Source organism: Polaribacter sp., from assembly GCF_024639685.1.
In the GTDB taxonomy this organism is placed as follows: Bacteria; Bacteroidota; Bacteroidia; order Flavobacteriales; family Flavobacteriaceae; genus Polaribacter.
On record NZ_JAHEHX010000001.1, the window covers coordinates 110,912 to 124,452 of the forward strand.

Annotated in this window: 9 protein-coding genes; 1 reads left to right on the forward strand and 8 read right to left on the reverse strand. The window is 30.0% G+C overall.

Annotated features, from left to right (window positions below):
• Window positions 1-15: 15 nt before the first annotated feature.
• The 3 genes from Q0L44_RS00520 to Q0L44_RS00530 form a co-directional block, all read right to left on the reverse strand.
• A complete protein-coding gene (locus tag Q0L44_RS00520; protein ID WP_296634185.1) occupies window positions 16-1,425 on the reverse strand; it encodes an ATP-binding protein in 1,410 nt (469 codons plus the stop codon).
• 292 nt (window positions 1,426-1,717) lie between these two features.
• Complete coding sequence (locus tag Q0L44_RS00525) at window positions 1,718-3,049, reverse strand: MATE family efflux transporter (RefSeq protein ID WP_296633828.1); 1,332 nt, start codon at window positions 3,047-3,049, stop codon at window positions 1,718-1,720.
• A gap of 64 nt (window positions 3,050-3,113) precedes the next feature.
• Window positions 3,114-5,852: a PD-(D/E)XK nuclease family protein gene (locus Q0L44_RS00530; RefSeq protein WP_296633833.1), complete on the reverse strand. Its 2,739-nt coding sequence runs from the start codon at window positions 5,850-5,852 to the stop codon at window positions 3,114-3,116.
• A 69-nt stretch (window positions 5,853-5,921) separates the two neighbouring features.
• On the opposite strand from Q0L44_RS00530, the gene Q0L44_RS00535 reads away from it, so the two are divergent.
• Window positions 5,922-6,704 (forward strand): amidohydrolase, encoded by a 783-nt coding sequence (locus Q0L44_RS00535; protein ID WP_296633837.1) that lies wholly within the window; start codon window positions 5,922-5,924, stop codon window positions 6,702-6,704.
• A gap of 98 nt (window positions 6,705-6,802) precedes the next feature.
• Here Q0L44_RS00535 and Q0L44_RS00540 read toward each other — a convergent pair whose 3' ends face one another.
• From Q0L44_RS00540 to pgi, 5 genes are all read right to left on the reverse strand, one after another.
• Window positions 6,803-7,786 (reverse strand): acyl-ACP desaturase, encoded by a 984-nt coding sequence (locus tag Q0L44_RS00540; RefSeq protein ID WP_296633839.1) that lies wholly within the window; start codon window positions 7,784-7,786, stop codon window positions 6,803-6,805.
• Between the two features lie 4 nt (window positions 7,787-7,790).
• Window positions 7,791-8,519, reverse strand: a complete 729-nt coding sequence (locus Q0L44_RS00545; RefSeq protein ID WP_296633841.1) for a lysophospholipid acyltransferase family protein — start codon at window positions 8,517-8,519, stop codon at window positions 7,791-7,793.
• Between the two features lie 3 nt (window positions 8,520-8,522).
• Complete coding sequence (locus Q0L44_RS00550) at window positions 8,523-8,945, reverse strand: hypothetical protein (protein ID WP_296633844.1); 423 nt, start codon at window positions 8,943-8,945, stop codon at window positions 8,523-8,525.
• A gap of 91 nt (window positions 8,946-9,036) precedes the next feature.
• The gene (locus Q0L44_RS00555) at window positions 9,037-11,760 is read right to left on the reverse strand and encodes a TonB-dependent receptor (RefSeq protein WP_296633846.1); all 2,724 of its coding nucleotides are present in this window, start codon (window positions 11,758-11,760) and stop codon (window positions 9,037-9,039) included.
• 210 nt (window positions 11,761-11,970) lie between these two features.
• Complete coding sequence (gene pgi, locus Q0L44_RS00560) at window positions 11,971-13,539, reverse strand: glucose-6-phosphate isomerase (RefSeq protein ID WP_296633849.1); 1,569 nt, start codon at window positions 13,537-13,539, stop codon at window positions 11,971-11,973.
• Between the last annotated feature and the right edge of the window lie 2 nt (window positions 13,540-13,541).

Consider the following 13,541-nt stretch of genomic DNA (forward strand, 5'->3'; position numbering starts at 1 on the left):
TATAGTTTGATTATTTTATTCTTTTGGTAAAATTACGGTAAAAACTGTTCCTTCTCCTAAGACTGATTCAAAATAAATATTTCCATCATAAGCTTCTATAATATTTTTAATCATTCCTAAACCAAGGCCCATTCCGCTTGTTTTAGTGGTAAACTTTGGTTCAAAAATTAGGTCTTCTACTTCTTTAGAAATTCCTTTACCATTATCCGATACTAAAATAGTTACCTTCTTTGCATCTGAAAAAACGTTAATATTTATACTAGGATTTTCTTCTAGTTCTGTGGCTTGAGTGGCGTTTTTTACCAAATTATTTACAATTCTAATAAGTTGAGTTTTATCTAAATTTGCATAAATTTCATCTTCGCTAGAATGGTAATTGATAAAATTCTCATTAAAAATATCTAGCGCTAATTTTACTACACTTACCACGTTAATACGTTCCTTTTTCTGTGAAGGCATTTTGGCAAAGTCTGAAAATGCAGAAGCAATAGAACTCATTACATCAATTTGCTGAATAAGAGTCTGACTATATTCTGCTAGTTTTACTTTAATATTTTTATCCTCTGGATTAAATTTTCGTTCAAAGCTCTGCACAGAAAGCCTCATTGGTGTTAATGGATTTTTAATTTCATGAGCTACTTGTTTTGCCATTTCTCTCCATGCTTGTTCTCTCTCGCTTTTTGCTAACTTAGCTGCACTTTCCTCTAATTTGTCAATCATGTTATTATAAGCATCTACCAAAATTTCAATCTCGGAACTAGCTGAATCTAATATTATCTTTTCATTTCTCTCATTTAAACGTGTTTGCTGCATTCGTTCTGAAATAGTTTGTATAGATCTTGTAATATAACTCGATAAAAAATAGGCTAAAACAATAGCTATTAAAAACATTAATACATAAACAATACTTAATCTTTGTATAAATTCCTGTAGTTCTTTTTCAATCTCAGAATTATCTTGAGTGAACTGTAATTCTAATATTCCTATTCGTTTAAATTTTGGATCGTTTATATAAGTAAAAGAAGATTGATAACCAACACCTTCTTCTTCTCTTGTTTTTAAAATTTTATGATTAGAATTTTGGGACAACTCATTTAAAGCCTCATAAGAAAGTGGTTTTGTTTTAATTGTTTCAAAGGCATTCGTTTTTGAGGAAGCCAATAAATTACCATGTAAATCAAAAATTGAAATATTTAACTTATTAATAGATGATATTTCATAAATACGTTCTTGGAAAATCATTGCCAAGTTTTTAGTATTTATAGGGTAACTCGTTTTGTTGGTAAGCTCTAAGTTAATAGTTTCTATAGTTGTAGCCTCTTTTCTCTCAAAACGTTGAATGTTGTAATCTTTGGTTTGCTCATCGTATTGAATTACTGTAACCACTAATATTAATATTGATGCCAAAAGCACCAAAAGTATCATAGATAAAAAGATACGAATTCTTAAAGAAGCATTTTTTAGTTTAAACAACTTTATTGTATTTTAATTCATTTTATTATTCATAATTAGAAAATGGTTTACCTCATCATTTTTATCCAAATCAAATTTACTTTTATCAGAAAAACCTTTGTATTTTGATGTAATGTTATGCTCAACGTTTAAATTTCTATTATTATAATACAATGAACAAAAAGTGTTCCAAAAAATGAAAATATTGATTGCTCTTGTTCCATGCACTATAAATTTACAAGTACAAGATATTATAAATATTCAATTAGTCTTTTACTAAAGGTAAAAACAGTTGTCTAAATTTAATAATTAAGGGTAAACCTCTTGCCATAATCCATAAAGTAAAAGCAATCCAAATTGCGACCAACTTTAGATTAAAATAGTCAAAAATCAATAAAGTGGGTATAAATACCAAACCTGTTGAGAATAACAAGACATTTCTAAGGTATTTCATTTTTCCCATTCCTTTAAACATTCCATCAAAAATAAAGGTTATTGCACTTAAAGGCTGTGTTAAAAGTACAATCCAAAAAACATGGTAAAATTGCTGTAATACTTCTGATTCTTTTGTAAATATTTCTCCAATTAAATCGTAAAATACAAATCCCAAGCTAGCAATTAAAACTCCTATTACCAAACCGTATTTAAATAATTTTTCACTTAATAGTACTAAAGATTTGTAGTTTTTTGCTCCTAATAATTTTCCGGATAAAATATTACCTGCACTTGAGTATCCATCTATCATAAAGGCACCTAAGAGCCATATATTAATACCAATAGTATAAGCAGCAATGTAGGCTGGACCGTAATTTGCTGCAAAAGCTGTTGCAAAATACAAGGCAGTATTTAATGCCAATGTTCTAATAAATAAATTAGCAATCATACCCAACAACTTTGGAATCTCTTGGTGAAATGGCAATGAGAACTGTAAAGATATTTCAGTTTTTTTTACCAATAAAAAAACAGCAATTACAGCCATTGTAATTTGAGCAATTAAACTTGCATAAGCAGCACCTTCTATATGCATAGCTGGCAAGAAACCATTAATACCATAAACAAATATAAAATCTAAAACAATATTTAGTAACGCACCTACAATTGCAATTATCATAGGGTAAAATGTATTTTGCAATCCTCTAAAAATACCAAAAATTGAAAACACAAATAAAGAGAAAGGAAATCCAAAAATTCTTATTTTAAAATAACTAATACAATATTCTAAAACCTGACCTGAAGCATTGTAAAATTGAAATATTTCTTTAGCAAAAGGATAACTTAAAAACAAAATACAAAGGCTACCAGAAATAACAATAACTATTGCTTGTATTGGTAATTTTTGTATTTCATTTGTTTTATTTGCACCAACATACTGAGAGATAATTGATGATATAGCACTTCGTATTTGCCCAAAAACCCAAATTAGCATAGAGATAAATGCACCTACAATACCCACTGCAGCTAAACTTTCTGTAGCATTTATGTCTATATTACCAATAATAGCAGTATCTGTAATTGACAAAAGTGGTTCTGCAATACCAGCAATTAAAGCAGGAATTGCTAACTTATTTATATTTTTTAACCTAATATCTGTGTTCAAAAAAAATCTTTTTACAAAGGTAATACTCTAAAAAAGAGGAGACCATTTACTTTTTATTTTAAAACTAATATTTTAAGTCAACAGGAACTACAAAAGGTACGTTGATGTTAAAAACTTCTAAAATATACTTTTCTAATTGCACTATAAATTCTTCTAACTTTTCTTGAGTTATATTCGTTTCTGGATTTCTATAGTTAGATGAGAAATTAATACTCAAAAAACCTTCATTTAGGTTTTTAAAAGAATAAATTCCACCTTTTAAATTTTTAGAAAAATCGAACTTTTTATTCTTTGTAAATAGATATGCATAAAGTAAAACCTGAATAGCTTTGTATTGCTCTTTAGTTCTTAATTCTTCAAAATCTAACACTTTTAATTCAGAACCTTTGACCATTCCAGATTTGTAATCTATAATACGTATTTCTCCATTTAATTGATCTACTCTATCTACATCACCATGTAATTTAATTGGGAAATCTAAACTATCAATGCTAATTTCTGCAGCTAAATTCTCCTCAGTTGCAATAATTTTTAATTGATTGTTTTTGTCTTTTAATAGCGTAATTTCTTTAGATAAAAAATTACTCACAAATCGATTTGCGACCTCAAAGATTAATCGATTTTTACCTGTAGAAATGTCTCCATTTTTGAATTCTATTTTAAAATATTTAACTACTAAATCTTCCGCTTTTGTTTGCATTGTAGCAACATCTTCTTCCTGTAAAAATTTACCAATAAATGGTTTATACAATTCGTCTAATGTTTCATGAACTATAGTCCCTAAAGTATTGTAAGCTACAGTTTCTTCTACATCATCAAACTCTTTAATTCTTAAAATTTTCTGTTTGTAAAATGCAATAGGATTGTACAGGTAATTTGTTAATGAAGAAGGTGAAAAACCAGATTTTGCAATCTCTTTTAATCTTTTGAGAACTTCTTCATTTTTAGCAACTTCTTTTAATTCTGAATTTTGAGCAACTACTTTTGGAGAAACTATTTTTTGAATAACATCTGTTCTCATCATTTCCAATTGCGTAACAAATCTACTTTTTTCCCCACTTCCAAAAACATCATGTTCTGTGTTATACAAAATATATACATTCTTGGCTCTTTGCATTAATCGAAAGAAATGATACGAAAAAATAGCATCTTTTTCTCTGTAAGTTGGTAAGCCAAATTCCACTTTCACATCAAAAGGAATAAACGAATTCTGCTGACTACTTGCAGGTAAAACACCTTCATTTGCTGATGTTAGAATAACGTTCTCAAAATCTAGCACGCGTGTTTCTAACATACCCATTAACTGTAAACCTTTTAAAGGTTCACCTTGAAAAGACAAACTTTCTGAATCTATAAGTTGTTTAAAAAATTGCGATAATGTTTTTAAATCTGTAAAATATTCAAATTCTGTTTGCAAGGTTTTTAATTGTGTAAAAGCAGTATAAAAACGAAATAAGTATTCTTTTTCTAAACTGTTTACATTTACCTTTAAAACATCTATTAGAGCCAATATTTGGTTGATGAAATCTGCTACAGAAATAAATGGTTTAAATAAATTCTGTATAACACTTTGTATAAAATCTTCTTCATCTTTCAAAAGATACTCAATATCAGTTTCAGTTATAAAAGTTTGATTGTTCTTTGCTATTTGAGCAGTGAACTCATCTACAGCATTCAATAAACCATAAACTGACTGATGTTTTAAGAAGCGAATAACATCTTTATAATAAAAATGATTTGTGGTGGTTTTCTGCAGTTTTTCTTGAGAGGTATATAATTGAAAAATGGCAAATAATAAACTTGTTGTAGGCACATCTTTTAAAGGATAACCCATTGTAATATTAATTGCACTAATATTTTTTGGTAAAGAGTTTAAAGTGATTGGTAACAAAGTTTCATCTGCCAAAACCAAAGCTGTATTTGCGAAACTTGGCATTTTTTCTAGAACTTCACCAACATATTTTATTTGTGTCGTGTTTTTTGCTGCTCCAATTACTTTTATTTCTTTAGGTTGGGAAAAGTTTGTTCCTATTGTTTTTAATGCATTTTTCTCAAAATATTTCCATTCAGTTTTATACTTTCTAATAAATTTTCCTGCTTGATGATTGTTTGTAAAAAAAGCCTCATCAATATCCCAATAAATTTCAGAATTACCCAACTCTAACACCTTTTGAAAAAGTTTTTCCTCTGCTTTATTTAGAGCGTTAAAGCCAATAAAAAAGAACTTTTTTGTGCTGTTCTTAGACAAGTAATTATCTATTTTAGATACAGCTTCTCTATACATTAATCCCTGATAACCAATATTGTTCTCAATTAAAAATGCATAAAAAGAATCATAATAAATGTTTAACTTTTCTAAAAACGAATAATGATCTTTTATTAATTCTGTTTCTCTAAAAGTACCTTTAACAGACCATTTACGTAAACGCTCTATATCCCTTAAATAAATAAAGATGTCTTTTGTGTTGATTAAGTGCTGATCTAATTCATTAAAATCTTGCAAGACTGTTAATGCCCAAGAAGAAAATATATCAAATGCATCTACATTTTTTTCTACACTTTTATAAATGCTGTAAAAATGAAATAACAATTGTATACTATCTGCTTTTTGAACTCCAGAAACTTGCTGTATAAATTGTTCTATATTTAATATTTCTGGCAAAAAACCTACAGAAATCTTGTTCTTAAACTCTTGTTTTACGAATACTTTAGCTCTTTGAGAAGGTAAAATAAAAACTACATCTTCAAATGATTGTGATGTTTTTAAAATATCATCTAAGGTTTCTGAAATAAAAGATTGCATAGCATTTTTTTGGTTTTCTAAATTACAAAAACTTACATTTATACTTCCGTAAACTTTAATTTTATTTTAATGAAAAACAAATTACATGTAGTTGGAATTCAAGCAGATTTAGTTTGGGAAAATCCTTCAGAAAATTTAAAATATTTTGAAGATATAATTACAGATTTACCAACTACCACTGATTTAGTTGTATTACCTGAAATGTTTACGACTGGCTTTACAATGCAACCCAACAATTTAGCTGAACCTATAACTGGATCAAGCATTACATGGATGAAAAAGTTGGCACAAAAATTTGATTTTGCCATTACTGGAAGCCTTGTTATAGAAGAGAACAATAAATTTTTTAATAGATTAATTTTTGTGCATCCTTCAGGAAAAATTGATACTTATGATAAGAGGCATTCTTTTACTTTGGCTGGTGAGCATAAAGTATATACCTCAGGAAAAGAACTACTTACTATCGATTATAAAGGCTGGAAAATTAGACCTCTAATTTGTTATGATTTACGATTTCCTGTATGGGCAAGAAATACCAAAAATTACGATCTTTTGATATATATGGCTAATTGGCCAATTACAAGAATTAAAGCTTGGGATACGCTTTTAAAAGCACGTGCAATAGAAAATATGAGTTACACAATTGGTGTAAATAGAACTGGTTTTGACGCTAACAACTACCAATATTCAGGAAACTCTATAATTGTAGATTTTTTAGGTGACGAACTGTCTTCTTTAGAAGAAAACGGAGTTGGTACAATATCAGCTGTTTTAAAGAAGAAAAATCAAAATAAAGTTAGAGAGAAACTTGGTTTCTTAAATGATAAAGATGCTTTTAGTATTGATTTTTAAAATTAGAATACGCTAAATTTCACTATAAGAAAAGATCCTTCAGGTTTTAAAAACTTGAAGAATCTCTAAATTATCTTAGCAATTAGAAAACTCAAATGCTAACTTGGTTGTAACATCCATTTGAATTTAAACTCAGTATCTGGCACTTTAATGCGTTCGGTTATTCTGTACATTCTATCTGGCAAGTTCATTAAAAAATCTCTTGCCTTTTCTGCTTCTGGAGTTAAGTTTGTAATCTTATCAATCTCCCACATTGTATTTAATTTCTTTAAAATATCTACATAATCGAAACCTGTGTAAACTCCTATTCTTTGAGCTACTGTAGAAAAATCATCAAATAAACTGCCTTTTTCTCCAAAAGATGCTCTTAAATGCATAGCTGGCATTACAATTTTATGCTTCATCATATGTTGAAAGGCAAGCATCATCTCTGAAGCATCTATCTTAAAGATTTGTTTTACAAAATGAGCATATGCTTGGTGATGTCTCATTTCGTCTCCAGCAATAATTTTAGACATTTTAGCTAAAGCTTTATGCCCTTTTTTACGTGCTATTTTTGCTACATTATTATGAGAGACATACGTTGCTAATTCCTGAAAGGTAGTATAAATAAAGTTTTTATAAGGGTCTGTAGAAGTTCCAATATCAAAACCATCTGCGATTAAATGTTGGGTAGAGATTTCTACTTCTCGCATGTTAACTCTTCCTGATAGGTATAAATACTTATTTAAAACATCACCATGTCTGTTTTCTTCGGCGGTCCAAGTTCTCACCCATTTAGCCCATCCATTATCTGGATCTTGAGTTACACCATCTAAATCTAACAACCAAGATTCGTAGGTTGGCAAAGCTTCTTCTGTTATTGTGTCCCCTACCAATACTACCCAAAAATCATCATGCAATTCTTTAGAGATTTCTCTAATTTCTTCTATTTCACTAATAAAAGAACTTTCTTGTGAATTAGGTAAAAAATCTATTGGTTGCCAAATTTTTTCAGCAGGTATTAAATAAGTATCCATGAAACTCTGCATCTTTTTTTCTAAAGTTTGCATTACTTCTATTCTTATGTTTTTTATAGACATTTTTTTATTTTATATGTTCTTTAATTACTGATTCTGTTTTTTCTAAAAGCTCATCAAAAGGCAAAGAATCAATTTTAATTGGCTGGTGGGTCGTAATTGTAATTGGATTTCCAACTCCTAATGGGAATTTGCCGTATTTAAATACTTTCCAAGAATTGTTAATGGTTAAAGGAACTACATAACCCTCTTTATTGTATTTGGTAATTACTTTTAATCCGTTAGAAGCAAATTTTTTAGGTGCTCCTGTTTTACTTCTAGTTCCTTCAGGGAAAATTATAGCTCCCCATTTATTTTTATTGATACGTTTTGCAAAATCTACCAAAGCTCCTATAGCTTGTTTTGGGTCTTTTCTATTGATTAAAGCAGCACCTCCATTTCTTAAGTTAAAGGAAACACTAGGTATGCCTTTGCCTAATTCATACTTTGCTACGAATTTTGGTTTAAACTCTCTAAAATACCATCCTATAGGTGGAATATCGAAAGTACTTTGATGGTTGGCTACGAATATTAACGAAGTGTTTTTAGGTAATTCATGTTCGTTCTGTAAGAACATTGGTACTCCTAAAATTAACAATGATTTTACCAAAAAAAAGTTAAGTGCAGCTACTACAGCTTCATGTACTTTTCTTCCAAAAACGTTAAGTGCAATCCATTGTAATGGATGAAATATAAACAATAGTAGAATAAAGGTAAGTGCAAATATTGGTGAAAGTATATAACTAAGTATCTTCATTAATTAAAACCAGTTGCTCCAAGGTATTCTTGAAAGTATAACTAATAAACCTAAACCATAGAAAATGGCAAATGTTTTAAATTTTGCTTCACTAGAAGTTTTCTTTTTATGTTTAGACCAACCTATGGTAATTAAGATAATTGCAATAATCATCATACTTGGGTGTTCTACTGCTAGCAATCTTAATTCTTTTGTTTTCATAACAGCGCTAGCGTCATTGGTTAACGCTTCAAACCAAGGAGACATAAAATACCAAGCCAAACCAATTAGTAACTGAATATGAGTTAGAATAAGTGTGAATAATCCAATTCTTAAATCTTTATCTGTAAATTGTTTTTTTTGTGTTAAACCAATAATTGCATTTACAACTGCGAATACTAATATGGCTAATACTAAATAGGCCCAATAAGAATGTACTTCTTTCATAATATATAATGATATTTAATAATGTAAAGTTACAATTTTAAGTATAAAAAAACCACCTCAGTTGAGGTGGTTTTTAATTTGATAAAATAAATTAAAATCTGTATTTCAATGATGCGTTCCAAGTTCTTCCGAACCCAAACCATACTGAGTTTCTTACATCAACACCATTCCAAGTAGTAGAGCCTGCAGTAGTGTGAATGTTAGAATTTGATTCTGCAATGTAAGTTGTATCTAATAAGTTGTTTATGTTTCCTCTGAAACTTAAACGCTTACCTAATTGTACAGTTACACCACCATCCAATAAACCATACGAAGGAAGTTTTAAAGCTCCGTCATTGTCTGGTTGAGTGAATTGTGAATCTGTAATTGAATAATCTGCATATAATCCATCTACGAATCTATATCCTAAATCGAAATTAAATTTACCGATTGTGTAATCAACTTCTACATAAGAAGTGAATTGTGCAGCATCACCAACTTTAGAATCTTTGGTATATAAAGTACCAGTTCCGATTGATTGTTGGTTATCATCAAATAATTCTGCTGAGAAATCTTTTGTATATCTCCAATCACCGATTGATAACATTCCTTTGAAAGTTAAGTTGTTCGATGCTCTGAATGTAGATTCTAATTCAAACCCCTTGTGTAAAACATCTACGTTTCTAAATTGAGCAGTTCCATCAAGACCTTGTTGGTTTGATAAAGAACGAGTTACGAAACGATTTCCCCATGATGTAGAATATACGTTTACATTTACATCAAGTTTAGAAGAAGTATATCCGTATCCTAATTCAACTGAACGAATTTCTTCGTTTTGTAAATCTGGATTAATTTCGTTACCAAAGTTTGGAAATACTGCACCAAATTGTGGTTGTCTTGAAATTAAACCTGCATTAAAGAATACATTTGATTTTTCATTTAAATTGTAGTTTGCACCACCTTTAAGATATCCACCACCTTGATTCTGTGTATCAGAGATTGGATTTTGTGGTTGGTCAAATAAATCTTCTCTTTGGAATGATTGGTTAGATAATCCACCTTGTAATACTGCGGTTAACTTACCTTCATTGTTATATTCAACCAATCCATTTACACCTTGCCATCCAACGTTACCAATATTGAAGTAATCAATCTTAGCTCCGTTCTTTAATCCAGTTGAATTAAATGGAGATGCTTCAACAAGTGTATTAATGATTTGTCCATTATTATTTCTGTTACCTGTTGAGAAGTAACCATCAAGACCCATTAGGTTGTTTAGAACACGATAATGATAACCTGTGTAAGAACGTAAATCTACACCAATAGAGTATTTCAATTTACCACTATTGATTTCTAAATTAGAAATTCCACCAACCCAGTCATGAGAGTTCATAGATGCTCTTCTTACAAGGACTTCTCTACTTACTCCGTCTTCTCTAAAGCCATTAGAACCGATTAATTGTCCTGCAAAGCCACCAATATCACCACTATAAGGTAGTGCTACTGATTGATTGTGTGCTACAATTGCATCATAGTTAATTGTTCCATCTGGATTTCTTGAACCTCTACCGTTTTCCAAATAGTGTTCAGTTAAATCTTTTCTGAATGGTAAAATATCAGATGTTGAATTTCTAAAGTTGTTACCACGAGGACCAGTTCCTCCACCACGACCAGCTGAACCATATAATGATGTTGCTAATTTAACATTATCTGAGATTTGGTAATCCCAATTCAATGTTGCTAGTGGTTTGTTATAGAAGTTTCTTCTCATGTTGAATTCTTCTCCATTTAGAGTTCCTCCATTTGAGTTCCATCTTCTATCAATTCCTTCTTCACCGAAGTTTTGGTAATCTCTAATAGATACCCAAACATCTCTTTGGTGGTGCCATTGTCCAGCCCCTAAGAAAGAAAAGTTTAAATCATGTTTAGAACCCTCTGGTGCGTAACCAACTGCGAAGAAGTAATTCCACCCTTCACCACTTGTGTTGTTGATATAACCATCTCCTTGCCATTTAGATAACAAGATTGAAGATGCCCAACCTTTGTCATTCTTACCCGTATTGTAAACAAATGATGTTTTCATATAACCATCGTTACCACTCATTTGAGTTAAAGAACCACCCTTTGTTTTTTGAGCAGCCTTGGTAAAAATAGAAATAGTTCCCCCAACCGAAGGAACTGCTAATTTAGAAGCACCTAATCCTCTTTGAATCTGAATACCAGATGTTACATCAGTCAATCCTTGCCAGTTAGACCAATACAATCTACCATTCTCCATATCATTTACGGGTTGTCCGTTGATAAGGAATGAAGTGTTGGTTTGGTCAAAACCTCTTAATGAGATTCTTGAATCACCATAACCACCACCTTGTTTAGTAGCGTACACACCAGGTGTTTTGTTCATAATTTCAGGAAACTCTTGGTTACCCACTTTTAATGAAATTTCTCTGGCTGAAATATTTGATACAGCTATTGGAGTTTCTCTCACTTTTGCAATATCAATTACACCAGAAGTAATTACAATTTCATCTAAAACATTACCTTCTTCTAATTGAATAGAACCAAGATTTGTTTTTGAAGAAGAAAAAGCAACTTCTTTTGTCTTAAATCCTAAAAAAGAGATTACAAGAACACCAGAATCTGATTTTGTTGAAATAGTAAATTTACCATCAAAATCTGATTCTACTCCGTTTCTAGTCCCTTTTTCAAGAATACTTGCACTAGGCATTGGTTGGTTTGCATTGTCTACAACCGTACCCGTAATTTTAGTTTGTCCTAAAATTGTAGCAGAAATAAAGAATAAAGCTATGAATAATAAGTTTTTAAAATTTTTCATTGTTTAGTTTTAGATTATTAAATGTTATACAAAATTGCTTAAATTTTATCACCCATTTGTTAATTTAATGTTAAGGTTTAACAAATCTTTAAGAAGTTTATCAACCTTAAATGAGGTTAAGTATATTTAAAACAGTTAATTACAAATTAAAAACGAATGAACTACAAAAAAAGTGTTAATTAAAATTTAAAAGAATAATAATAAATTTAACTATTGTTTTTTCAATAGTTTTTTTGCTAACTCTTTTCCTAACTCTACTCCAAATTGATCGTAACTATAAATATTCCAAATAATACCTTGTGTAAATATCTTGTGCTCATAAAATGCTACTAATTTACCCAAAGATTTTGGTGTAAGTTTATCAAATAGAATAGCGTTACTTGGTCTATTCCCTTCAAATACTTTGAAAGGTAAAAGTGTATTGATTTTGTCTGCATTACCAGAAACCTGTAATTCTAAATGTACATCTTCTTTAGTTTTACCAAATGCTAAAGCATCTATTTGTCCATAATAATTAGCCATTAACTTTTTGTGATGATCTGTTAACCCATATAACGACTCTTTATACCCAATAAAATCTGCAGGAATCAATTTTGTCCCTTGATGCACTAACTGCATGAATGCATGCTGCATATTTGTACCTGTACTACCCCAAACAATTGTACCTGTTTGGTAGTCTATCTTATCTCCATTTCTATCTACACCTTTACCATTACTTTCCATAATAGCTTGTTGTAAATAATCTGGTAATTTTTTTAAATATTGTGAATATGGTAAAACGGCTTCAGTTTCTGCTCCATAAAAATTATTATACCAAACACTCAATAGCGCTAAAATAACAGGAATGTTTGTTTCGAAACTTTCATTTCTAAAGTGAATATCCATTTCTTCTGCACCATCTAATAAAGCTTTGTAGTTTTCAAAACCAACAGACAAACTAATAGATAAACCAACAGCAGACCATAGTGAAAAACGACCACCTACCCAGTTCCACATTGTAAACACATTTGCTTTATCTATCCCAAAATTATCTACAGCTACTAAATTAGTAGATACTGCAACGAAGTGTTTTGGAATATCGAATATTGTTGCTGATTTTAAAAACCAATTTTTTAAAGTTTCTGCATTAGTAATGGTTTCTTGTGTAGTAAACGTTTTTGACACGATAACAAACAAAGTAGTTTCAGGGTCTAAACGTTTCATTATTTCAGAAACATGATCACCATCTACATTTGAAACAAAGTGCGTATTTAAATGATTTTTATAATATTGTAAAGATTCTACAATCATATCTGGCCCAAGATCTGAACCTCCAATACCAATATTTACAATATCTGTAATAGATTTACCTGTATACCCTTTCCACTTACCAGAAATTACTTTATTGCTAAAACTTCTAATTTTTCGCAACGCAGTTTGTATTTGTGGTTTAATATTTTTTCCCTCTACTAAAACAGGATCTTCTGAGTTGCTTCTTAAAGCAGTATGTAAAACAGCCCTATTTTCGGTTACATTAATAACCTCTCCATTAAACTGACTTTCTATAGCTTCTTGCAAACCTATCTCTTTTGCTAAATCTACTAGTAACTTTATAGTTTCTGATGTAATTCTATTTTTAGAAAAATCTACTGATAAATCATTTAAAGTAAGAGAGAAATCTTTTTGCCTGTCATCATGTTTATACAAATCTTGAATTTTAATGTCTTTAATTTCATTAAAATGATCTGTTAATTGTTGCCAAGCGATTGTTTGTGTTGGGTTGTTATTTGGTAAAGCCATGG

Excerpts from the sequence above, each read along its gene's own strand:
- Q0L44_RS00535 (WP_296633837.1), top strand. The coding sequence starts at position 5,922 with ATGAAAAACAAATTACATGTAGTTGGAATTCAAGCAGATTTAGTTTGG.
- Q0L44_RS00540 (WP_296633839.1), bottom strand. The coding sequence starts at position 7,786 with ATGTCTATAAAAAACATAAGAATAGAAGTAATGCAAACTTTAGAAAAA.
- Q0L44_RS00550 (WP_296633844.1), bottom strand. The coding sequence starts at position 8,945 with ATGAAAGAAGTACATTCTTATTGGGCCTATTTAGTATTAGCCATATTA.
- Q0L44_RS00520 (WP_296634185.1), bottom strand. The coding sequence starts at position 1,425 with ATGATACTTTTGGTGCTTTTGGCATCAATATTAATATTAGTGGTTACA.
- pgi (WP_296633849.1), bottom strand. The coding sequence starts at position 13,539 with ATGGCTTTACCAAATAACAACCCAACACAAACAATCGCTTGGCAACAA.
- Q0L44_RS00545 (WP_296633841.1), bottom strand. The coding sequence starts at position 8,519 with ATGAAGATACTTAGTTATATACTTTCACCAATATTTGCACTTACCTTT.
- Q0L44_RS00530 (WP_296633833.1), bottom strand. The coding sequence starts at position 5,852 with ATGCAATCTTTTATTTCAGAAACCTTAGATGATATTTTAAAAACATCA.
- Q0L44_RS00555 (WP_296633846.1), bottom strand. The coding sequence starts at position 11,760 with ATGAAAAATTTTAAAAACTTATTATTCATAGCTTTATTCTTTATTTCT.